This is a genomic window from Nostoc sp. KVJ3, from assembly GCF_026127265.1.
Lineage (GTDB): Bacteria > Cyanobacteriota > Cyanobacteriia > Cyanobacteriales > Nostocaceae > Nostoc.
This window is the reverse complement of sequence record NZ_WWFG01000003.1, coordinates 363,604-386,849: the sequence shown is the minus strand read 5'-3', so window position 1 is coordinate 386,849 and position 23,246 is coordinate 363,604. Positions and strand designations below refer to the sequence as shown.

General features: G+C 42.5%; 15 protein-coding genes and 4 pseudogenes. 12 read left to right on the top strand and 7 right to left on the bottom strand.

Annotated elements, in window-relative coordinates:
* Positions 1-188 precede the first annotated feature (188 nt).
* A complete protein-coding gene (locus GTQ43_RS33075) occupies positions 189-443 on the top strand; it encodes a hypothetical protein (protein WP_265276960.1) in 255 nt (84 codons plus the stop codon).
* An 803-nt stretch (positions 444-1,246) separates the two neighbouring features.
* Here GTQ43_RS33075 and GTQ43_RS33070 read toward each other — a convergent pair.
* Positions 1,247-3,355: a cytochrome-c peroxidase gene (locus tag GTQ43_RS33070; protein WP_414859166.1), complete on the bottom strand. Its 2,109-nt coding sequence runs from the start codon at positions 3,353-3,355 to the stop codon at positions 1,247-1,249.
* A gap of 287 nt (positions 3,356-3,642) precedes the next feature.
* Entirely contained in the window at positions 3,643-3,816 is a 174-nt protein-coding gene (locus tag GTQ43_RS33065; RefSeq protein WP_265276958.1) for a hypothetical protein, read from the bottom strand.
* A 166-nt stretch (positions 3,817-3,982) separates the two neighbouring features.
* Here GTQ43_RS33065 and GTQ43_RS33060 point away from each other — a divergent pair, with 166 nt between their 5' ends.
* Positions 3,983-4,987, top strand: coding sequence for a methyltransferase (locus GTQ43_RS33060; RefSeq protein ID WP_265276957.1), 1,005 nt, complete (start codon positions 3,983-3,985; stop codon positions 4,985-4,987).
* Between the two features lie 278 nt (positions 4,988-5,265).
* On the opposite strand, the gene GTQ43_RS33055 is transcribed toward GTQ43_RS33060, so the two are convergent.
* The 3 genes from GTQ43_RS33055 to GTQ43_RS33045 form a co-directional block, all read right to left on the bottom strand.
* Positions 5,266-5,703, bottom strand: coding sequence for a hypothetical protein (locus tag GTQ43_RS33055; protein WP_265276956.1), 438 nt, complete (start codon positions 5,701-5,703; stop codon positions 5,266-5,268).
* Between the two features lie 9 nt (positions 5,704-5,712).
* Positions 5,713-6,135 (bottom strand): response regulator, encoded by a 423-nt coding sequence (locus GTQ43_RS33050; RefSeq protein ID WP_179069929.1) that lies wholly within the window; start codon positions 6,133-6,135, stop codon positions 5,713-5,715.
* A 108-nt stretch (positions 6,136-6,243) separates the two neighbouring features.
* A complete protein-coding gene (locus tag GTQ43_RS33045) occupies positions 6,244-6,420 on the bottom strand; it encodes a Uma2 family endonuclease (protein WP_265276955.1) in 177 nt (58 codons plus the stop codon).
* Between the two features lie 773 nt (positions 6,421-7,193).
* Here GTQ43_RS33045 and GTQ43_RS41905 point away from each other — a divergent pair.
* From GTQ43_RS41905 to GTQ43_RS33025, 3 genes and pseudogenes are all read left to right on the top strand, one after another.
* Positions 7,194-7,895: pseudogene (locus GTQ43_RS41905) on the top strand (IS982 family transposase); the annotation flags it as partial.
* Positions 7,896-8,101: 206 nt separating this feature from the next.
* Positions 8,102-8,482, top strand: a complete 381-nt coding sequence (locus GTQ43_RS33030) for a hypothetical protein (RefSeq protein ID WP_265276953.1) — start codon at positions 8,102-8,104, stop codon at positions 8,480-8,482.
* Positions 8,483-8,630: 148 nt separating this feature from the next.
* Complete coding sequence (locus GTQ43_RS33025; RefSeq protein WP_265273659.1) at positions 8,631-9,929, top strand: IS4 family transposase; 1,299 nt, start codon at positions 8,631-8,633, stop codon at positions 9,927-9,929.
* A 122-nt stretch (positions 9,930-10,051) separates the two neighbouring features.
* Here the strand turns inward: GTQ43_RS33025 and GTQ43_RS33020 are convergent, their stop codons facing one another.
* A complete protein-coding gene (locus tag GTQ43_RS33020; protein ID WP_414859165.1) occupies positions 10,052-10,267 on the bottom strand; it encodes a hypothetical protein in 216 nt (71 codons plus the stop codon).
* A 44-nt stretch (positions 10,268-10,311) separates the two neighbouring features.
* On the opposite strand from GTQ43_RS33020, the pseudogene GTQ43_RS33015 reads away from it, so the two are divergent.
* The 7 genes and pseudogenes from GTQ43_RS33015 to GTQ43_RS32985 form a co-directional block, all read left to right on the top strand.
* Positions 10,312-13,068: pseudogene (locus GTQ43_RS33015) on the top strand (Tn3 family transposase); the annotation flags it as partial.
* A gap of 35 nt (positions 13,069-13,103) precedes the next feature.
* Entirely contained in the window at positions 13,104-13,349 is a 246-nt protein-coding gene (locus GTQ43_RS33010) for a hypothetical protein (protein ID WP_265276951.1), read from the top strand.
* A 96-nt stretch (positions 13,350-13,445) separates the two neighbouring features.
* Positions 13,446-14,502 (top strand): annotated as a pseudogene (locus GTQ43_RS33005) (transposase).
* A gap of 19 nt (positions 14,503-14,521) precedes the next feature.
* Positions 14,522-15,343, top strand: a pseudogene (locus tag GTQ43_RS33000) (permease); the annotation flags it as partial.
* Positions 15,344-15,434: 91 nt separating this feature from the next.
* Positions 15,435-18,368 (top strand): cation-translocating P-type ATPase, encoded by a 2,934-nt coding sequence (locus tag GTQ43_RS32995; protein WP_265276949.1) that lies wholly within the window; start codon positions 15,435-15,437, stop codon positions 18,366-18,368.
* Positions 18,369-18,628: 260 nt separating this feature from the next.
* Positions 18,629-19,147: a rhodanese-like domain-containing protein gene (locus tag GTQ43_RS32990; protein WP_265276948.1), complete on the top strand. Its 519-nt coding sequence runs from the start codon at positions 18,629-18,631 to the stop codon at positions 19,145-19,147.
* A gap of 425 nt (positions 19,148-19,572) precedes the next feature.
* Positions 19,573-21,168 (top strand): calcium-binding protein, encoded by a 1,596-nt coding sequence (locus tag GTQ43_RS32985; RefSeq protein ID WP_265276947.1) that lies wholly within the window; start codon positions 19,573-19,575, stop codon positions 21,166-21,168.
* Between the two features lie 254 nt (positions 21,169-21,422).
* Here GTQ43_RS32985 and GTQ43_RS32980 read toward each other — a convergent pair whose 3' ends face one another.
* On the bottom strand, positions 21,423-22,886 hold the full coding sequence (locus GTQ43_RS32980) for an ISLre2 family transposase (protein WP_265276946.1): 1,464 nt from the start codon (positions 22,884-22,886) through the stop codon (positions 21,423-21,425).
* Between the last annotated feature and the right edge of the window lie 360 nt (positions 22,887-23,246).

Below are 23,246 nucleotides of genomic sequence, written 5' to 3'. Positions count from 1 at the left end.
GATAGACTTTCAGCAAAAAGAATCTCTTCCGCTCAATTTATTTATGGGGATTATCTTTTTACTTCTTAATCATTTCGTCTCTGTCCTTCAAACCAATGTCTCGACGAATACTTTTGCCTACTTGCATAAATTTGAAATTAATGCTGATAACTACATACAATACAAACTTGATTGAGACAAGTGAACTAATGAACGAGCCTAATCAGTCAGACAAAAACAAATTTCTTTACCCTCGCAGTCGCTACTACGGTCAAGTTAAGCCGGATAACCTAGTATTTAATGCCAATCTCCAAGAATTCACACAAAAAGTTGGCTATATTACCTGTTTACAAACCAATGGTAAGCTTGCCCCAGAAGATGCTTACAACGAGATTAAGGCGCTTTGGAAACAGTTGAAGCGCAGTAAAAAAGAACTCTTGATTGGTAACGTACAACCAGAGTAGCCCTAAAATTACTCCTTGGAGATGCGTTCAGAAGTACGATTGATTATGGGCTGTGGTTGCAAAAGAATGAATTGACAAAAACTGATATGCTGTATAAAGGCTGGAGAAAACTAAGATACTTACAATACCAATACGGTTCGGATAAGCATTTTGAACTCAGAATAGGGTTTTGGGAAAAGGGAAAAGGGTAAGGGTTAAAGGTTTTTTATTCCCCTTTCCCCTTTCCCCTTTAACCGAACCGTATTGCTTACAATACTGCTCGCTTTGTGGATTTTTAGCTCGGAATTGGATTTTGGGAAAAGGTTACTGGGTTTAGGTTAAAGGTTTTTTCTTTCCCCTTTCCCGCAACCCCATTCCCCAAAACCCGACAAGTATTGCTTTATGTTTTGCAATTATCAAGAAAGGCAGTCCCGATGAAACAAGTTTCACAGCCTTGAATGAAAGAATAATTGGGGACTGGGGACTGGTATTTTTACTCAGCACTCAGCACTTTCAAGTCAGAGGGCAGTTTTTGCTGGAGCCTGAAAGAATACTGCTTCCTGCTCACAGAGAATGACGCGCACGGTTCAAGGGTTTAAGAAAGCCACCAAATTCAAATTTTGGTGGCTTTTATTCAGGAGGGGTCTGAATTCCCCTTTTGAATAAGACCTTCTGCATCTAGCAAGAACTGCCTCCTTCAAATTGTTTAATTTGGCAATTAAAACCTGAAACCCTTGCAGGGCATTGATTACAGAATTTAGATGCCTTTGCCCTTCCTATCTCCATCATCTCTCCACACCTGAATGACTAACCCAAATTGCTACTTAGTTCAAGAAATTTGGAGTCCCAATACCACCATTCCTACCAACAGCAGGAATTTCCATTAGACTATCTGTAGCCTTACCAGTGCCGTCATTAGTAACGTGTGTAGAGTCACCCGGATGTCCATTGGGAACGAACAGTTGTGGATGATCAAAGGGCGCTTTCTCATGGAGAACTCGCTCATCGGTAAGCCCTTTCAGGAAAGCCACCAAGTCATCTTTTTCAGCTTCAGTTAGTCCCAAAGGGGCGATGGCATTTGCCTGGCGGAAATCTCCACCACGATTATAGAAGTCCACCACTTGCGGCAAAGTCAAATAGCCACCATTGTGGAAGTAAGGGGCGGTGAGTTCTACGTTGCGTAGTCCGGGAGCCTTAAAGCTTCCGTCTGCAACTACTATGTCATTGGAGGTAATTGTAATATTGGGGTTTGAACCAAGAAGTAGTGGGAATTCCCCCAAAGCCGCGATCCTCGGCTCTGAAAGCGGGTTGCCAAATGGGTCTTTACCACCAACCCCAGGGTCTTCTAGGGGAGGTCTAACACCGATCCCGAAGAAGCCATTATCAAAAACAAATCTTTGATTGCCGATGTTTATAGTTCCCAGTCGTTGCTTTTGTATACTGCTCACCGAGGCACTAGTAAGTTCCAATCCGCTATGGCAACCGATGCAGCCTGCTTTGCCATTGAATAGTTGGTTTCCTTGTTGCTGCTGTTCGGTGAGGGCGCTGGTGTTTCCTTCCAAGAAGCGATCGTAGGGCGTATCATCAGCAATCAGTGTAGACTCGTACAATTGAATCGCAAGCCCGAAGAATAGCGAGAAGTTGTACTCTATCAGTCTATACTCATTGGTTTCCAAGGAGCGATCTGGCTTGTTGACAAAAGTTCGTCTACCTTCAGCATCAATTTGGATGAGTTGATTAGACTTCCACCACTCCGGTTTGAAGGCATCTTTAATCAGCGGATCGTAAGTTCTATCCTTAAGTCCGGGCTGAGGCCATCTACTGTCTGCACCTAAAACGCTGTCGTCTCGATGCACAACCTGTTTACCTAGCGGTCTGAGAGTAAATAACTTTTTCGCAAGTTTTCGGGGGAGTTTTTTACCCTTACTAGTTCCTCCGAACTTATCACCAATTTCTTGAAAAGTACGACCATCCGCAGATGTCTCGAAGGAACTCAGTGGGGGGGACATCGCTTGGGAAGCTAAAGACGAATTATTCAAACTGACTTTGACAAATTCAAGCTGATTTGGTTTTTTAGCCTTGACTACGGAGGCGTAAGGGTCTCTCAAACCAAAGGAATTCACCCCATTAAAGATGTTTTGTGCCTTTCCGTCCCAGAAGTTGCGGAAGTTGAATGCTGCATTAATCACGCTTGGCGTGTTGCGCGGTTCGACGCGGCGTACATTTATGCCACCTACGTTAAACACTGGATCTGGCTCGTTTGTTACTTGGTCTTCCGCACTACCAGGTATCACAGCCACAAACTTCGTATTGAAAACCCCCTGAGAGGAACTGACATCGTTACGGTCAGAGACAACGCTCGTAGAATCACTGGACAGCTTGTGAAAGGGAAAATCTTCTGGCTTGAGCTGGTAGTTTGGTGCGCCACCTAAATCAAAAACTGTATCTGGATTCCCTGTTCCATCGGCGTTGATCCGTAAAAGCCCAGGATTGATCTGATTTTTGGATCTGTTGTCGGCTCCAGCATGAAAGTGACAACTAGCACAGGAGGTCTGTCCATCGCTGCCAACCTGCATATCCCAAAACAGAGCCTTTCCTAACTTAATCGCGGCTACTTTATCTTTTACGAAGTCTCCTAGATTGTCAGGCTGCGGAACTGATACGCTTTTGAGCGAAGCTAGAGGTGGCCCTGTCACCTGTGCTGATACAGTATTTCCAGCTATTACTGCTGCCATAAGCATGGCAGCAATTGTTATAGTCTTTGAAAATCTTGATCTCAGGTAGTTCAGCTTGCTATCTCTGAATCTCCACTCTTGGCGCTTTATTTTTGTCACCACAGATTTCAGAGCAAATCGACTTTTTGAGGTCAGTAGCAAGTAAAGGGACAAGCCTGTAATAAAGACTACTAAGCCAAACATGGGGATTATACCCATAGTTTTTATCAGAAAAATAACTAAATAATAAAATTATACATTTACGAGGAAGTTTAAAATTTACTCTTACAGAATACATACGTCAATCGTCAGAATTCATGTTGAATTCTGACGATTGACAGTGCTTCGCAGCGTTAGCAAGCTGCAATCGAAACAAATCGTTTCATAAATCAAAGCTTTTAGGAAAAATTTTATCGAGGCGTTCGTAATCAGTACAGTATCATTTAATGATGAAGTCTCCTAGTAAATTTGAAATGGCGGTATGGCTACGATTTATTAGCGCTAGCTCACCCATTCCAATCAACCAGCACCCCATCCACAATCGCAATCCCCCACTGCGGAAACTTCACCAATAGTTTCTTGATCACAATCTGCAAAGCAGAGTCATCATTCCAGCACTCTTGCAAAAAGTCGAAGCCCGGATTCTGAAGAGAATTCGCTGCGACTTTCAATTTCTGCATAACTCAGGTCGTACATTTGACCTAGCTACAATTGCCTCATGTGACCATTTTTCAGCACTGGGGACAGGCGCGGTATCATGTCATAATGGCGATCGCCTTAGAATGGCACCCACTTATTTGAGAGGCGAGCACTGATTATATTTCGTCATTGAGAAAGCTTTATTATATGTCAACACCCTCACCTGGACTATTCTTCAATACAGTTAACGCTTACCAACGCAGCGCGGCAATTAAAGCCGCAGTTGAATTGAATCTTTTTACTGCCATCAGTCAAGGAATTGAGTCAAGTCAATCATTGGCACAAAAGTGTCAAACCTCTGAACGAGGTATGCGAATATTGTGCGATTATTTGGTGATTATCGGCTTTATGACAAAGGAAGCTGAAGGCTATAGGCTCACTTCAGATTCAGCGATGTTTTTGGATCGGCAAAGCAAATTTTATATGGGAGATGCAATTGAATTTTTACTATCTCCCATGATAACTAACGGTTTCAATGACCTGACTGCTGCTGTCCTCAAGGGAGGAACTGCCGTATCGTCCCAAGGAACTTTATCACCAGAACATCCAGTATGGGTGCAATTTGCAAAAGCTATGTCACCAATGATGGCAAATCCCGCACAATTAATCGCTCAGTTGGTGAATGAGAATAAAATAGAGCCTCTGAAAGTGTTGGATATTTCAGCAAGTCATGGCTTGTTTGGTATTGCAATTGCCCAACATAACCCGAATGCCGAAATTTTTGGTGTTGATTGGGCATCTGTTTTAGAGGTTGCTAAAGAAAACGCCAGGATAAAAGGAGTAGGTTCGCGTTACCATACAATTGTCGGTAGCGCTTTTGAAGTAGATTACAGCAATGACTACGATCTAGTTTTACTGCCTAACTTCTTACATCATTTTGATGTAGCAACATGTGAACGGTTACTGAGAAAGATCAAAGCTTCGCTGGTTGTTGATGGAAGAGTTCTCGTTTTTGAGTTTATTCCTAACTCTGATCGCATTACGCCACCTGATGCTGCTGCTTTCAGCTTAGTCATGCTAGCAACAACCCCTAGTGGCGATGCCTATACATTTGCAGAGTACGAAAGTATGTTTAGCAATGCTGGTTTTTCCCATTGCCAACTTCATTCACTCTCGCCTACTGAACAGCAAGTAATAGTTGCATATAGATGAATTTATAGCGAAATCAGGTTAAAAAGTTTGGCGTTGCTGATTCCATGTATGAAAATAGACTTCTTCTATAAGTCGGGAAAAAGTAAAGGGGGAAGGGGTAATGGGAAAAAATTCTGTATTGTTCCCTTTCCCTTTCTCTTTAACATGAACCCTTTTTCCCCCTCTTGCAAAAGTGCTTTTTGCGAGAGGTCTAATACCAATTCGCAATTCGCTTTTTCGCCCATTCGCAATTACAAAACTTAGATACAGCAAGGCTTTCAGGATTTACATCTGTTTCATTATTTTAGTGAATTGGTATAAGGATTACTCTGTTCTACTTCTTCCTGTGTTTGATTAGCGATGGCTACGCCCGCCGCAGGCATCGCTAAAGTTGAAGAAAATTCATTTTGAGCAAAGGGCACGGCGGAACAAGTATCTTCATGATAGCCCCTCGGCTCAACACCACAATTCTGATTTTCAGCCAACAACGTTCGCGCAGCACCTCGTAGAGAAGCGGGATTACTTCGTGCAGCTTTCACAAGTGCCAGCGATGTACAATCCATTGCCGTAGGGAATTCTTCAAGTTCTGACGCGCCTTCGATACGTGAAAGTGACGCGCCCCTCAAGGGCGCATGAGCCTTTTCCTCAACACGCAGATTTTCAGTCGGCGCGTCAGAACCAACTACCATACCAACAATCTTAAGCTGATCCCAGCTTTCAGTTCGCCTGCTACTCAAGCCCCTTGTCTAACTAATCTCACCAAAGATGTGGCTTTTTTCTTGGAGATACCGCAATTTTGCTTTGTTAATCGCTGAACGGACTGCTTGCTTAAGTTCTGCTGGTCTAAATGGTTTTTTACAATGTTCAAAATATTCAAAAGGCTTTGGAAATTCATCGATAAAATGTTTTTTTGCTCCTGACATAACTACAAGGGGAACAAATCTTAATGTCGGATGAGCTTGAACGTACTCAAAAAGCTCCCAAGCACCGAGAACTGGAAAATCAATCAAGATGATGCTAACTCTGTGACATTTGAGGAATTTTAAAGCATCACGTCCATTATAAATGGACATCTCAAAGTGGTGTGCAGGCAGTAAGTTAAAAAATTCCTCAAACAACCATTTCATATCTTTGGAATCTTCAATAACCAGAATATTATGAGAAGTCATAATTTATTACTCGAAGTTCACTTGCCATAGCCAGCGATCATTTTTTACGAAAAGAAGTAGGGATTTTTAGAATAGTGGGATAGGTTCGTATAAGTACCACACTGATATTCAGGAATCCAAAAAAAGCAAATCGCTATTATACAAACGGAAATCCGTGTCTCTCAGTAAAAATCCTAAGTAAATTAAAAAATTGCTAGCGATTGCACTATGAGATTCCGACCCTCCCGACATAGTAATAATCTCTCCGTTACGGTATTCATGGCGTTCAGGGTTGGTTTCTTCCATGGCCCGATACTCGTCTAACGTCAGGCTAGTTTTTATTACATCACAGAAAGTACTCATTTTTTGTTTCTATACTCCCTCTGCTCCCCCTGCCCATTTCACGAGGATCTCACTTTTTCGCGTTGCTCCCCTGTGGGACTTGCTAATAACAGCAGGCTCAGGAATGTGCCAGAAACACAAGCAATAGCTGTAGGTGTTTGGGAACGCAGAGAGTTAGACATTGCTATTAAAAGTCCTTGAGTATGGGAGAGAGGATATTGCGAACGGTCAAAAGTACTTTTAAGTTTTAGAAATACACTCTCTTACTAGTCTTTCATTCAGAAATGAAATTAGGATGAAATCAAGTTTTGACCGCTCTCAGAATCACATCACTCTAAACACAACTGGAATTCAAGAAAGCAAGTGTTCTCTATCTATTTGGCATTGGATACTTGCATTATGCTTGACATAGATACTTTTGCTTCTCTTCAGGTGACGCTCTTACTGAGGCTGGACTACTCGCTAACACCAGTTCCCTAACTTGGGAAACCTCTTAGGGTGAAGCTCTTAACGTCGCTAACACTGAGACGCTCCGCGAACTCAGTGTTAGCGTTAGCGTCTCCATACCCCTCCGGGGATCTTGCTACGCGTAGCGCCCCGTAAAGCCTGCGGCATAGCTACGCTTAGGGCGCAGTCTCTCGTAGAGAAGGAAAGATAGCCAGTTCCCTACGGCGGGAAACCCGCCTACCCTGCGGTTGTGGTAGTAGGGTTTGATGCTTGGTTTTGGGAAGTGGGTACAGCAATGGTGTTCAGCTTTTCCAGGTCTTCCCAGTTATCAACGATTTATTGAATGGATACCATCAACGATGATACCTTTGTGCGTCTATCTGAAGCATTGTTTAGGACAGTGTACGGGTATCGGTTTTATCGATGCAACCAGTCTGAAAGTCTGCCATAATCGTCGCATTTCTCGCCATCGGGTGTTTAAAGGTTTAGCCTCTCGTGGAAAGACTTCTGTAGATTGGTTTTTTGGGTTCAAGCAACATAAAAGTCGTCAATGAGCTTGGTAAACTCTTAAATGTTACTCTCACTGCTGGTAATATTGATGACCGTAAACCAGTTCCTGATTTACTCAGTGGTCTGTTTGGCAAAATCTTTGCCGATAGAGGTTATGTCTCCCAAAAGCTAGCTTCTCAACTTTTATAAGACTTCGGAATTGAATTTTTTGCCAAACCTCGTCGCAACATGAAAAATAAGCTCATGCGTCTTCATGATAAGCTTTTCTCCCGCAAACGCTCAATTATTGAAACAATTAACGACCAACTCAAGAACATTTCTCAGATTGAACACTCTAGACACCGATAGCGAAGCGGTAGCCGGTACCCCGGCGTCAGCCCGTCAATTTTTGTGTTAACGTTTTGTGCGGATTAATCGCTTATTGTCATCAACCTAAGAAACCCAGCCTTCAACGGGAGTGGCTTTTACCTTCATATGTTTAACCCGAACTCAGGTTAATTGAGATTTCTGATGGCTTAAGTCTTCCAGAACCCAGGCTTGGACTAAAGACAAAAATTCAAGAATTACGTTTGAAAGGCCAGGAGTCAATAATAGCCAACTGGACAACTTATAAATCGCCATTTGGTCTAGCTGCTTCCAGATCAAGCCTTGTTAGGCTAACTGCTAAGGCAATCAGCTTTGAGTACCTATGGCTACCAAAACACTGACCAAACCTAAGCAAAGACAAAATTCTCAAAATCGCTCATGGGAAAACCTGACAGATCGCCGCAAACTCCGCCATATTGAAAACACATTGGATAAAGCGATCGCATCCTCAATTCAGGATGATTCTATCCAGTCCCACGAAGACTTTAAAGCCTATGTAGAAAACTACAGCCAGGAATCGGGTAAAGCCCCCGTCACAGTAGAACTCTGTGTTGGAGGTGGGGATGATGACGAGATTAGAGGCTATCGCTTCTACCTCACCAGCGATCCCAACCATAGAACCAGTGGCAAATACCTGATTAAAAACCTCGAAGGAATTACCAGCAAAGATGAAAACTACTTCACCCCATTGGTGACAAGTTAAGGAAAAGGAGAAATTGTCAAGGGTGATATTTGTAGTGTTCAAAAATAGTGGGAAACTCAATCTAGACAAGTAATTGAGCGATTGAGACTTAGCCATGACCACCAGCAAAAAAACCAATAGAGACCATGCCAAAAAGAAACACAGACCAATGGTGGAAGACGAAGTAATTGCAGAGCAACTGGAAAGATTACTGACACCAGCGATTACAAATCAAGAAAATTACTACCGAAAACTAGGACTCAGGGAACGGATACTGAATTTACCATTGATGATGGCTGCGGTGCTGACCTTGTTATGGAGAGATGTAGCAGGAGTCAGGGAACTGACAAGAATGTTAGCCAGAGACGGTTTTCTGTGGTGTAATCCCACAAAAGTTAGTCAACAAGCAGTATCACAGAGATTTTTGACATTTCCATCAGAATTATTTGAAAAAGTATTTAAAGATTTATTGCCTAGTTTGAGAGCGGCTTGGCATAGTAGAAATAAACGTCCATTACCAGAAAGTATTCAGTTTACATTATTAAAATTCGAGAAAATTTGGATAGTAGACGGGTCAACACTGGAGGCATTGTTTAGGAAAATACAAAGTTTAGAGGAAGCTCAAAGAGGACAATTAGCAGGAAAGATGAGTACAGTCATTGATTTAATGACCAGATTACCTGTAGAAATTTGGTTTGAAGAAAATCCTAAAGCTTCTGATACTAAACTAGAAGAAAATATCCTAAATTTAGTTAGAGCCGGAACTTTACTCTTATTAGATAGAGGTTTTTATCACTTTAACTTTTGGCATCAATTAATCGAGAATAAAGTTGACTTTATTACCAGAATAAAGAAAGGAGCAGCAATCAAAGTAGAACAGGTGTTGACAGATAGTTATGGACTGCGAGACCGGAAGATACGTCTCGGTTCTGGCACTAAAAAGACTCCGTTTATAACTTTACGTTTGATTGAAGTAAGGTCGGGAAAAACATGGCATTCTTATTTAACCAGCGTCCTAGACCCTCATGTTTTACCCCCTTATGTAGTAGCAGATTTATATCGGCGGCGTTGGCGAATTGAAGATGCTTTTAATATAGTCAAAAGACTCTTGGGGTTAAGTTATTTATGGACAGGTTCAATTAATGGAATTAAGTTACAAATTTGGGCGACGTGGTTATTTTATGCGGTTTTAGTAGATTTAGGTGATGCCGTAGCGGATGAACTCTCTCTACCCTTTGATGAAATCTCATTAGAAATGATTTATCGTGGTCTTTACCATTTTACAATGGCTCATCAAAAAGGTAACACAACAGATACTATTAAGTATTTTGCTGACCCTCAAAATCGAGATTTAGGTATTATCAAACAGAAGCGAAAACCAAACGTTAAGTTAATTGTCGCTCCTTTTCCTGATCTCCAACGAGGGTCTGACCAGTTTTTTTTCAGCGATTCTCTCAAAGCCTCTTGACAAAAGACTTACAGCTTTAACTTGTCACCAATGCCAATGTGTCCAACCTAACTCTGCTAACCAGCCACCAGGCTAAAATAGCCCAACGCGCCAAAAATGTACAAGTACGTTTAAAACCCTTACTAGTTATGCTTTTGGGCTAGGTAAGCAAAGAACACCCGCCGCCCTACACCTGCGACTCTACAAACTTCAGCGGCTGTCTTCCCAGAATTTTGATACAAGATCCTCGCAATCTCCAATTTGGCAACATCAGTTCGAGGTCTTCCACCCGTTCTGCCTCTGGCTTTAGCTGAAACTCTTCCGGCCGAAGCTCGTTCGGCGCGTAATTCTCGTTCCATCTGATAAATCGCTCCCATCATCGACAGAAAACAGCGACCTGTAGCTGTTCAACTATCGCCTTTGTAACAGCGATGCGAAAGTCGAACTGGAGTCAAAAGCTCGACGGGTTGCCATGTTATCAATTCAGCCCATCTATATCTTGCGCGAACTAATTCAACATTTAGCTGGGCAACGTGTCGTTGCACCTAGCTATCGATTCCTTCAAGAGATGATTGGTCGAGTGGTCACAGGCGAACGCACTCGAATTACGAAACTACTCACCAAAGCCATCACGCCGACGGTAGAAAATCAGTTAAAAACCCTGCTGGAAGCCGAGGAAGGTGTCTATGGCATCAACTTGCTCAAGCAAGAGCCAAAGGATTTCAGTTACAAGGAACTGCGGCGTGAAGTAGATCGCCGCAAATACTTCCAGCCACTACATGAATTTGCTCAAACCTTTTTAGCAACAACGGGTATTTCTAATGAAAGTGGCAAATATTACGTAGGATTAGTCAAGTTTTACACGGCTTATAAGCTGCGGCGGATGTCCCTGGCGACAGTCCGGTTGTATTTGTTGTGTTTTGCCTATCATCGGTTTCGCCAGATTAATGACAATCTGATTGAGGCTTTTATCCATTTGGTTAACCAATACGAAAAACAAGCCAAGCTGGGCGCGGAACAAGCAATGCAACAAGCATTGACAGATGCTGCAAATAACCTCCAAGCGGCGGGTCAAATCCTCAACCTATTTGTGGATGAGTCGATTACTGACGATCTACCATTTTCAGTCGTCAAGGCAAAAGCTTTCTCCATCCTCGACCCTACCAGTTTCCCATTGGTGTCAGACTATATGCGTAATATAAAGTTCGACAAAACTGGGTTTGAGTGGTCGGCTTATTCTAAGCTGTCGAACACCTTCAAGCGCAATCTGCGTCAACTGTTCGCCGATCTTACATTCGCTAGTCGAGTATCTGATGCACCACTGCTAGCAGCGGTCGTGTTCTTGCAAACTTTGCTTCAACAAGGGAAGTCACCTAGACAAACAGATCCAACTACTTTTCCAGCAGCAGTCATACCCAAAAGTTTACAACGTTACTTGTATCCAACAGCCACAGCAGATGGCAAGGAGAAGATATTAGAGATCGATCGTTATGAATTTCTGATTTACCGACTACTACGAAATGCGCTCTCTTCTGGGGACGTGTTTGTGCGCGACAGTAATGAGTTTCGTCGTTTTGAGGATGACTTGATTGGCGACGAGCGGTGGCGGCATAAAAATGAGTTGTTGGAGGAAATTGGTGCGCCGATATTAATAGCTCCAATTCAAGAGACACTGACGGAATTCGAGCAAGCATTGGAAACTAAGTTCAAGGTTGTCAATCAACGAATTACAGATGGTCTCAATCAACATATTAAGGTCAGTGGGACTGCTGATAAGTCTCGTTGGAAGCTGATTTATCCCAGCGCAGAAGAACCAGTCAATAGCCCGTTTTATAGCCAGTTACCTGGAATTGGGATTGCTGACTTATTATGGTTTGTGGCGGCAAATACGGGATTTTTGAGTGCCTTTACTCATGTGTTAGATCGTTATGTTAAACAAGAACCCAATCCAAGTGAAATTTTAGCCTGCATTGTGGGAATGGGCACTAATATGGGGCTAGGAAAAATGGCCGAGGTATCAGGATTGAGTCATTCATCCATGATGACGACAGCGCGTAATTACCTGCGACTAGAAACTCTCCATGCTGCTAATGATGCCATCACAAATGCGATTGCGACTCTACCAGTTTTTCACCTTTATGATATTCAAGATGTCATGCACTCCAGTAGCGATGGACAGAGAATGGAAACACAGATCGATACTATTAATGCCAGATATTCGCCTAAATATTTCGGTCTTCAGAAAGGCGTAAGTGCCTATACCTTGGTGGCTAATCATGTACCGATTAATGCCAAGATTATTGGGACTCACGAGCATGAAAGCCATTACGTTTTCGATCTGCTCCACAACAATACTTCGGATATCAAACCGGAACGACATTCCACTGATACACATGGTACCAATCAGGTTAATTTCTGGATCTTGCACGCATTTGGCTATCATTTTGCGCCCCGTTATCGAGATTTGCACAAGAAAATGGGTGCATTGGTCGGAGCCAAGCATCCAAATGAATATAGCGATTTTTTAATCAAACCCGTTCGCAAAATCTACCGCGATTTAATCGAACAAGAATGGCCGAATATTCAGCGGATTATGGCTTTGTTGGCACAGAAGGATGTGACACAGGCGACGATTGTGAGAAAGCTAGCTAGTTATGAACGGCAGAATCAAACTAAAAAGGCTTTATGGGAGTTGGAAAATATCTGTCGGACGTTGTACATTTTGGATTTTATTGATGATGTGACGTTACGACAGACTGTGCAAAAGGCACTCAATCGTGGCGAAGCTTATCATCGGTTTCGACGGGCGGTAGCTTATGTCAATGGTGGGAAGTTTCGGGTAAAAACTGAGGGTGAGCAACAGATTTGGAACGAATGTTCGCGGCTGATCTCTAATGCGGTCATTTACTACAACACTTTGCTGTTGTCGCGGGTTTACGCGCAAAAACAGGCGGTTGACGACCAAGAGGCACTAGCGATTATTAAAGATATTTCGCCAGTGGCGTGGCAGCATATCAATTTGTTTGGGACATTTGAATTCAGTCCATCTACATCAAAGGTTGATATTGATGCCTTGGTCGTTCGCTATGCCGACCCGACTTACTGGCATCAAGCGATCCAGGATGAATCCGAACCCACCTTGCCTGAAAAGCATAACTAGTAAGGGTTTGAACCGTAATTGATGCTGTTGGCGCGTTGGGCTATTTTAGCCCACCAGCAGACGTTGACATTTTAGAACATCTGACGAAACGCCAAGCACAGCAACAACAAGCTGCCTGTGCCGATGCTTTAGTAGGGTTTGCCAAAGTTGCTGGTGAGTTATTTGACCAATCACCCCAAGCAGGTATCGCCATTTCCAGTAACAAAACTTTATGGGTAGAGCCACAGGACAAACAAGTAGCCATCGCTTTAGAAAATCAGAACTTACGCATTGACAAATGAGAGAAAGAATGCAGGGAAGAAAAGAATAAGCGATCGCTAGCAATAGGGGGCTGAAAAGATAGATAATTTACACTGTCTCTATTGAGGGCATGGACAATCAGAGTAACTACCAAGCCATCAACTGCAAAGTGTGACCTCAATACTTACACTCTGTTTTTATTGGCAGAATCAAAGTATCCAGGCTGCACACGTTTAGCAGATATTATGGAAGATTTGTCACATGATAGTGTCAACAGATTTTTGCTACGTGAGCGTTACGAGCCAAAGGATTTATTTGATGAAGTTAAGCTGCATATCAATTTAGTAGGTGGTACATTAAGTGCAGATGATACCGTAATTGATAAGCCTCATAGTGACCCGAAACTAACAGCAATTTTTTACTTACATTTATTCAGGAAGGCATCATCGTACAGTTAAAGGGATTCAACTAATTACCTTGTATTACACCGATTTATCAGGTAAATCTGTACCTGTAAATTATCGTATTTATGATAAACAAGATGGTCAGACGAAAAATGATTATTTACGAGATATGATTACTGAGGTTTTGCATTGGGGTTTGGAGCCTGAGAATGTAACCACTGATGCTTGGTATTCCAGTAAAAGGAACCTGAAGTTCTTTAAAGACAAGGGATTAAAGTTTTTAACTGGGATAGCTAAAAATCGCTTGTGTTCAGTTGATGGTAAAAATTTTACCCAAGTCCAAAATCTAGAAATTCCAGAGAATGGGTTAATAGTGCATCTGAAAAAGTTTGGGCAAGTGAAAGTATTTCGGAGACTTTTCAAAAACGAGATTCCCAGATATTACATCATGTATGTGCCTGACAAAGATGCACTATTTTTAATTTCTCTCGTCGAATTTAAGGAGTTACATTCGATTCATTGGGGGATTGAATGTTACCATCGAGCCATCAAACAAGTGTGTGGAATTGAGCTATTCATGGTGAGGACATCTGAGGCAATTAAAACTCACTTTTTTAGTGCTATCCGCGCTTTCACACAATTAGAACTAATGCGAACTCAAGAGTTAATTGAAAACTGGTATGAAGTCCAGCGAAATTTGTCTCTTCATGTGGCTCGTGACTTTATTCTGGAACATCTTGAACAAAGGATGAACTTGAATTCACATATTCAGATTCCTGTCAATGCGTAAGTCCTGATTTCAAAGCTTTTTAGAACCGGAGCGCGTTCGCTCTTTGCTAGAAGGAAAGCGCACTTTTGCAGGAAATATTTTGGCAGCAATGGTAGGAATCATCACACCATTCTGTTCTTGTTCTGCGGTTCCTTTGTTTATCGGCTTTTTGGAAGCAGGTGTACCTTTAGGCGTGACCTTTTCTTATCTGATGGCAGCGCCAATGGTAAATGAAGTTGCTGTTATCCTTCTTTGGGGATTGTTTGGGTTAAAGGTGACACTGATCTACATTGGCTTTGGGGTGGGTTTAGCGATCGCCTCTGGATACATCATCGGACTCTTAAAATTAGAAAAATGGGTAGAACCATTTGTTTGGGAACTGCAAAAATCTCGTCAAGCAATACCTCTAGAAGGGGAAGACAATCTAGAACCAGTGATGCTAACTTGGGGGCAAAGATTTGAGCAAGGATGGTTCCAATCCAGCGAAATTGTGCGATCGGTTTGGCTTTATGTGGTGATCGGAATTGCGATCGGTGCAGGGATTCATGGTTATGTGCCGACAGATTTTATTACCCAATATGCAGGCGCGAATAATCCTTTTGCAGTGCCGATCGCAGTAATTTTGGGTGTTCCACTCTATGCGAATATTGCGGGTGTAATGCCGATTACTGAAGCTTTGGTAAATAAAGGAATGCCTATGGGTACAGTTTTAGCTTTCACAATGGCGGTAACAGCACTATCTCTTCCCGAAATGGTAATTCTCAAAAAAGTGCTACGACCACAATTATTAGCCGTATTTATCGGGTTAATGACAGTTGGTATTATCAGCATTGGCTATATATTTAATCCTCTACTTCTGTAACTCAATGTGAGTTTTATAAACGCGCTTTACGCCGCCCAAAGCAAAGATACAAAACTAACCACCTTCCTTCACAAAACAGGAGCAGATGAGGATGCCATCATTACACCAACCATTATGGGCATTATCATTTGAAGAGGTCTATGAATCTTTAGGCACTGCTGCCAATGGATTATCGCAGGATGAAGCTATAGAGAGATTAAAGAAATTTGGTGCAAATGAATTACCTGAACCCGCCCATCGTCCATTGTGGCTAAGGTTTGCTGATCAATTGACACACTTTATGGCTTTGCTGCTGTGGGTTGCAGGAATTTTGGCATTTATTTCGCGCACACCTGAACTGGGCTGGGCAGTCTGGGCGGTGATTTGGATTAATGCCATCTTTAGCTTTTCGCAAGAGTTTCAAGCCGAAAAAGCTCTATCTGCTTTAAAAAAAGTCTTGCCGACGCAGGTAAAAGTCTATCGTGATGGTGAACTCAAGGAGATTCCTGCTAGAGAACTGGTACGCGGCGATGTCATACAATTGGAAGAAGGCGATCGCATTTCCGCAGATGCCCGTTTGATTTCGGCAGAAAGTTTATATCTTGATGTATCGGTGATGACAGGCGAATCTCTGCCTGTAGCACGAAATCCTTCCCCTGTAAGTCTGCGCGAGGCGATTCCGGTGCGTGGTGGCAAAACCATTCTGCGCCAAGGGGAACAGCCCTTGCAAGAAATGGTAAATCCATCGGAAATTACCAACCTCGTTTTAGCAGGTTCCACCGTGGCAGCAGGAAGAGCAGTGGCGGTAGTCTATGCGACGGGCGCACAGACCGAATTTGGTCAGGTGGCGCATTTAACCACGGTGGTGAAACGCGAACCAAGTACTTTAGAAATTCAAGTTGCCCGCATCGTGCGAATTATCACAGCGATCGCAATTGGTATGGGTTTGACAGTATTTCTACTTAGTTATTTGCTAATTGGCATGGATGCCACCGAGAGCTTTATTTTTGCGATCGGGATTATTGTTGCCAATGTCCCTGAAGGATTACTGCCAACAGTAACGCTGGCATTAGCGCTCGGCGTGAAACGAATGGCGCGGCGCAATGCCCTTGTAAGGCGGCTCTCGGCAGTGGAAACCCTCAGCGCTACTACGGTGATTTGCACGGATAAAACTGGCACATTGACCAAAAATGAAATGACGGTACGTTATCTCTGGCTTCCTCCTCAACCGCCATCAAATACTGCAAATACTAATCCTGATATATCAACTAAGGCGCTGATTGAAATCACGGGTGCAGGCTACGATCCCACTAATGGCAAAATCAACATTCCCTCGGACTCCAAAATTGCTTGGAAAGCCAAGATTTTGCTAATCGGGTCAGCACTTTGTTCTAATGCCCGTCTGGTGCATCTCAATGCGCCTAATCGTTGGCAAGAAATTGGCGATCCGACAGAGGCGGCTCTATTAGTAGCGGCGGCCAAAGCGGAACTAAATTTAGAAAATCTCCAAAAGCAGTACCCACGCCTACGGGAAATTCCCTTTGACTCTCGCCGCCTGATGATGACTGTGGTGTTGAATTGGCAATCTTCAGAGTTATGGGCAAATGAGGCTCCTCATCTTGCTTTCACTAAAGGCGCACCATTAGAAGTGCTGAAACATTGCCATTTGATTTTGCGCGATGGTGAGGCGCAGGAGTTGACTCACGACTATTGGGATGAAGTTGTCAAAGCAAATGATGATTTAGCACGACAAGGATTTCGGGTGTTAGGTCTGGCGGCGCGTAAAGGTGGGCAGGAATTGCTCGATCTGAAAGTAGAGGATTTAGAGCAAGACCTGATCTTCATCGGTCTGGTGGCAATGTTTGATCCGCCGCGTCCCGAAGTATCGAAAGCGATCGCCCAATGTCATCAAGCTGGAATCAAAGTAACGATGGTAACGGGTGATTATGGACTGACTGCTGAAGCGATCGCCCGCCAAATTGGTTTAGTTAGCGAACAGGTGCGAGTGGTTACGGGTGAAAGTATGGGACATCTCTCCGATGCCCAATTGCAACAAGTGGTGAAATATCGCTTCGGTTTAGTGTTTGCGCGGATGTCGCCTGAACATAAATTACGATTGGTGCAAGCTTACAAAGACATCGGCGAAATTGTGGCAGTTACAGGTGATGGTGTGAATGATGCCCCCGCCTTACGAGCGGCAAATATCGGCATTGCGATGGGGCAGAACGGTACGGATGTGGCACGAGAAGCGGCAGATATTGTGCTGACCGATGATAACTTTGCCACGATTGTGGTAGCGATCGAGCAAGGACGGGCGATTTATCAAAATATCCGCAAGTTCATGACCTACATCCTTGCGTCGAATGTGCCAGAAGTCGTGCCATTTTTAGGCATGGTTGCTTTCAAGATTCCACCCGCGCTGACGATTTTGCAGATTCTTGCCGTAGATTTAGGCACAGACATGGTTCCTGCCCTAGCTCTCGGTGCAGAATCTCCCGAAGCTGGGATTATGGATCGTCCACCCCGTCCCAAAGAAGAGTTTCTGCTCAATATTCCCTTATTATTACGCGCCTATCTCTTTATCGGTGCGATCGAAGCAGTTTTATCAATGTTGGGCTTTATGATTGTCTGGTGGAGCTATGGCTATTCCTTGGCAGATTTGCAACAAGTCACGCCCGCGATCCTTTCCCATACAGCCGATCCCACAGTGACGGCAATCTATCGCCAAGCAACAACTATGACTCTGGCTGCGATCGTGGCTTGTCAAGTGGGTAACTTATTCGCCTGTCGGTCTGATTGGAGTTCTGTATTCCGTCAGTCGTGGTCAAATAATAGTTTGCTTTGGTTAGGAATAACTGTTGAATGTGTTGCTCTATTTGCATTCATCGACTTCCCACCCTTCAGACAAGTATTTGGAACGGCTTCACTAGCCAATTGGCATTGGTTGATTTTGTTAGCCTGTCCACCCATTTTGATTAGTGTAGAAGAACTTCGCAAGCTATTACTTCGTAATCAGCGACGAGGCAATGTTAAAAGAGCTTTTTAGAACTAGAGCGCGATCGCTCTTTAGCTTTCCTAAATAGGACTTATGCAAGAAACCTCTCAAACTCTTATTTCTAAGTGCCCTCTGTGTCCTCTGTGGTACCCTGCGGGAAGCCGCTGACGCTCCTTCTCTGCGAGACGCTACGCGAACGTCGCTACCGCTTCGCTAATGCGTCTACGATTTTCCGTTACCTATGCGTAAGTCCTGCTAAATAAAGGAACGCCATAATTAATTGACTTGTTCCCTTACAATTGCGAAATTATATGATATCTAAGAAACTAATTCAGACCATATTGCTGGGATTTGCTATGTGTTTTTGCCTATTGCTTGGTGTTGGGCAAGACCCGACTATAGCAGCAACTCTCACGGAAGCTGAATCGATATCTCAAGAAAGGATGCAAACCCTGCTTGAACCCCACAATCTGGAATCGGGAGTCGATCGCTTTCTCACATCGATTCCAGCAGGCTATTACACGATCGCCAGTGTCGAAGAGTTGAAAAGCCTGTTAAAGAAGTCTCAACCTATGTTAGTAGATGTGCGAGAAGTCTCTGAGTATCGGTCTGGACATATACCTAACGCAATTAACATTCCCCTGCGAACCCTGTCGCACAATCTGAATCAAATTCCACGCACTCGCCCCGTGGTGTTGTACTGTTCCTCCGGTTATCGATCGGCAATGGGAGTAATGACACTGCACCTATTAGGCTATGAGAATGTGCAAGGATTTCCACCTAGCTTTGCAGGCTGGAAAAACGCAAAAGAGGCGATCGCTTCCAGATAATGCAATACAGTTCAATTAAGCAATTTTTTCCTTCTCTTTCTTCTCTCTGTGTACTCTGCGCCTCTGTGGTAGCCTGCGGCAAGCCGTTCGCGTAGCGTCTCGTAGAGAAGCGTCTACGTTAAAAAATGACTTTGACAAAGAGTGCTAATTTACAAACGTTACTTTCTACTGGACTGGCGCTCTAGTACCCCCCCATACCTTTGGAAGTATTTAGTAGAACTTATACAAATTTGATATTTTCAAACGCTTGCTAAAACATGATTTCAAACAGCGTAGTGTCATCTTAACAACAGTTGGCTAGCAAGTTATTAAGAAAACTAAATAGAGCTTATACACAGAACTAAACTTCTATCAATGTATAAATTCTCCCAATTTAAATACCGCTATGCAAGCATCACCCTCGTTTTACAGGATTATTTTGCACTATGGCTATAGATATCTCCAAGCTAACATTTACCACTGGTGCTGACATAGTTCCTCATAGAGGAACTACTGTAGAAATAATAAATACTGGTATGGTCAATACGCTTTCGGGCAACGACCAGCTAACTGGCACTGGCAACTTAGTAGGTATCTTCAACAAAGGTGGCATTATCAAAACCTGCGCTGGCAGCGACACTATCACTGGCAATGGTAAAGGCATTAACAGTATCGGCATCTTCAATGACTATGGCAGCATCATTACTGGTGCTGGCAACGACCAGATCACTGGTATTGGCACTGGTACTGGCAATGGTGGCGAGGGCATTTCTAACAACAAAGGCACTATTAATACTGGTGCTGGTAACGACACAATTACTGGTAATGGTGGCGATGGCATTGACAATAGGGGCATCATTGATACTGGCACTGGCAATGACTTGATCTCTGGCACTGGCAATGGCAATACCGGTGGGGGTGTCTTCGGTGGCTCCGGCATTGAAAACACTGGTATCATCAAAACTGGTGCTGGTAATGATATAATCAGTGGTATAGCAACTAACCAAGAATACAACCCCCTTGGTATCTACAATAAAATCGGGGGCATCATTGATACTGGTACTGGTGATGACTTGATCTATGGCTCTGTCAGCAATGTACACACTGGCATCTTCAACGAAGGCACTATCAATACCGGTGCTGGCAACGACACAATCGCCGGACATGGTGGCTTCATGGGCATCTACAACACGGGCATCATCGATACTGGCACTGGTGATGACTTGATCAATGGAACTAACGGCTACGACGGCATTGATAACAGTGGCGTTATCAATACTGGTGCTGGCAATGACACAATCACTGGCGCTGCCAACGTCGGCATCTACAATGAAGGCACTATTAATACTGCCGCTGGCGATGACGTGATCTATGGCGCTGGAGGTGGTAGTGATAGTGTTGGTATTGATAATAAGTATGGAGGCGTTATTGATACTGGTGCTGGTAACGACACAATCACTGGGAGTATTAATGGGACGTATGCTAACGTCGGTAACGTCTTGAGTGGCATCTCCAACAGAGGGAATATCAATACTGGCGATGGTAACGACATAATCACTGGCACTGGTATTGAAACTAACAGCGAGTACAACCCCGTCGGTATCTACAACGAAGGTACTATCAATAGTGGTGATGGCAACGACACAATCACTGGCACTGCCACTATCAATACTGGCGGCGGTAGTGTTTTCGGTGGTGTCTTCAATAGCGGCATTATCGAGACTGGAGTTGGGAACGACATAGTTGATGCTCTCACTGGTGGCTTCGAGGGCAATGGCATTATCCTTCTCGGAGATGGCGCAGATGTCCTCAAAGGATTTGGGAACGGATTTTTTGATGGTGGCAATGGCAATAAAGATAAACTGCTTTTTGGCACTGGAAGCTATATAGTCTCAGCTACCACAAATTTCCAGGGCTTTTATACAGTTAACAATGGAACGACAGATATGTTCGTAAAGAATTTCGAGTTTATTGGTAGTGCCAGTAATCCTGCTGCCGCTTTTTGTTTCTCTAGTGTTATTGGCGAAACTTTTATGGTGTAGCTGGGGAGCAATGCGATTTTGTGAGGTCTGGTCAAAAACCAGCGATCGCTAAAAATTATATTTAACTACAAGGTGATTTTATTTGCAAATACAATACTGACTTACACAAAAATTCATCTTGATGAGATATCTCAAAAAGATTGCTAGCAAGTCATTTGACGATTATTTCTGAAAATATCTGCAATCAGCCTTTTATACTTAGTATCAATTATGCTAAAAAATAAATTAAAGACAAGACTAAAGTATAAAATTTATCAAGCAGTTTGGGATTTGATAAAGGAATTAAAGATAGAACCACAAAAATTATCCCAACTTCCAGCTATCCATTGACAACGCAGATGTAAGATAATTTCTGCATTTTCTTTCAACCAAAATTTACTGTTACCCTTGATTCTTAAGTTGACAACTTGACGGATTAAACTCTCAATTGCCCCACTACCTATTGGTAGTTTTTGGTCTAGTATCTTAGCGTAATTTAAACGCCTTTCACGATAAGCACGTAAAAGATAATTTCTCTGTACTACCATCGTTTTACAACGTTCTCCCGTAGCTTCAAAGATAAATTCATCCATCTGCCTAATTATGGTCATTGCATTACTTTTTTTTAAAGTTCTCCGTGCTTTTTTAAACCAATTATTCCGCTCTTTATCATCATTAAAAGCTACATCAGCAAATTTATGTAGTCGCTCAGTAACATGGTAAAAATCAAATAATTGATAAGTGGCATTGGGAGATTTCAATTTCTTTAAAAGGGGAGGGATATGTTTCCAAATCCATCCAGCACCGTCAGCAATTAATAAAACTTGTTTTGCTTGACTAATTCCTAAACTAATCAGATGCATTTCTAATATTGGTAAAAATCCCTTATAATCTTCATACGTACCATCGTTGATAATAGGGATGTCCTTAGTTTTTACTTTTTTTCCCTGTTCATCAACCACATAAATTGTTACTAATTTTGGCTCAACCCATTCTCCTATAAAGCCATGCTTGTTTGTTTTGGGATTTTTTCTACCTTTTTTATTAATCCTAATTCTACTCCTGCCACCATCTACAGCAATTACAACTCTCTGGTCTTTAAGTATATTTCCATCAAGTAATTTACCTTGCTGCAAGTTAGATATTTTAGCTTGACGTAAATCAATGCCAATTTGGCCAAATTTATATGTTAATCGCTCAATCCGTTTTAAACTAATATTAATTCCCCAACTGATGAGAATTGTATGTGAAGCTTCAAAGGAACTAGCAATCGCGCCATATTGAGCTATAGTTGTCCAAACAGCAGGGGTCAAACCTTCTGACAAACCCAACCATTTTAAAAAGGGACAACATCCTTGATTGTAAATTTTACTTTTGGTCTTTGCTTTTGACTTTTTTCTTACCATATATGGTAGTTTTAGAGTAACTAAAACATTCCCAACTGTTAATATCTGCCATTTTCTATAACCGTGTCTTTGCGTCTTGCCATCCTCACAATTTCTTGTTTGAATAATCGCAGTTTGATTAGCTAACTGAGATTGGGAAAGATTATACAACAAGATGGCAATACATTGACCAGCTAAAATAAGTGCAACTTCTCTAATCTTTTCTTCTCTCTGTTTAAAAATTTGCCCATTCCATTCATTGATATTCGTCAATTCTAAAGATTTTATAACTTCCAAAGAAAAATCTGATAATGATTTACTTAAATCTAACGTTGCATATATATTTTTTTCCATTAAGGTAGATAATCCTTATCACAAAACTATTGCTACTTGAGAATCTTACCTTTTTTTATTGTCAGAAAAAGAAACTGAAAACTCGTTGTGAATCAGATCATCATTATTACAGTATAAATACTATTTATTCGGTATAAATATATTTCAATCACTGAAAAAGGGATTTAGCGATCGCACCTTTTTTGGCTGACCTCACAAAATCGCATTGCTCCCGTGTAGCTGTGGATAGGGAGCAATGCGATTTTGTGAGGTCTGGTCAAAAACAAGCGATCGCTAATCACTTCTTACGTATTAACTAAATATTTGATACACTAATATTAGTAATATTAAGTAGAAATACAACCTGTACCAAAAACGAGA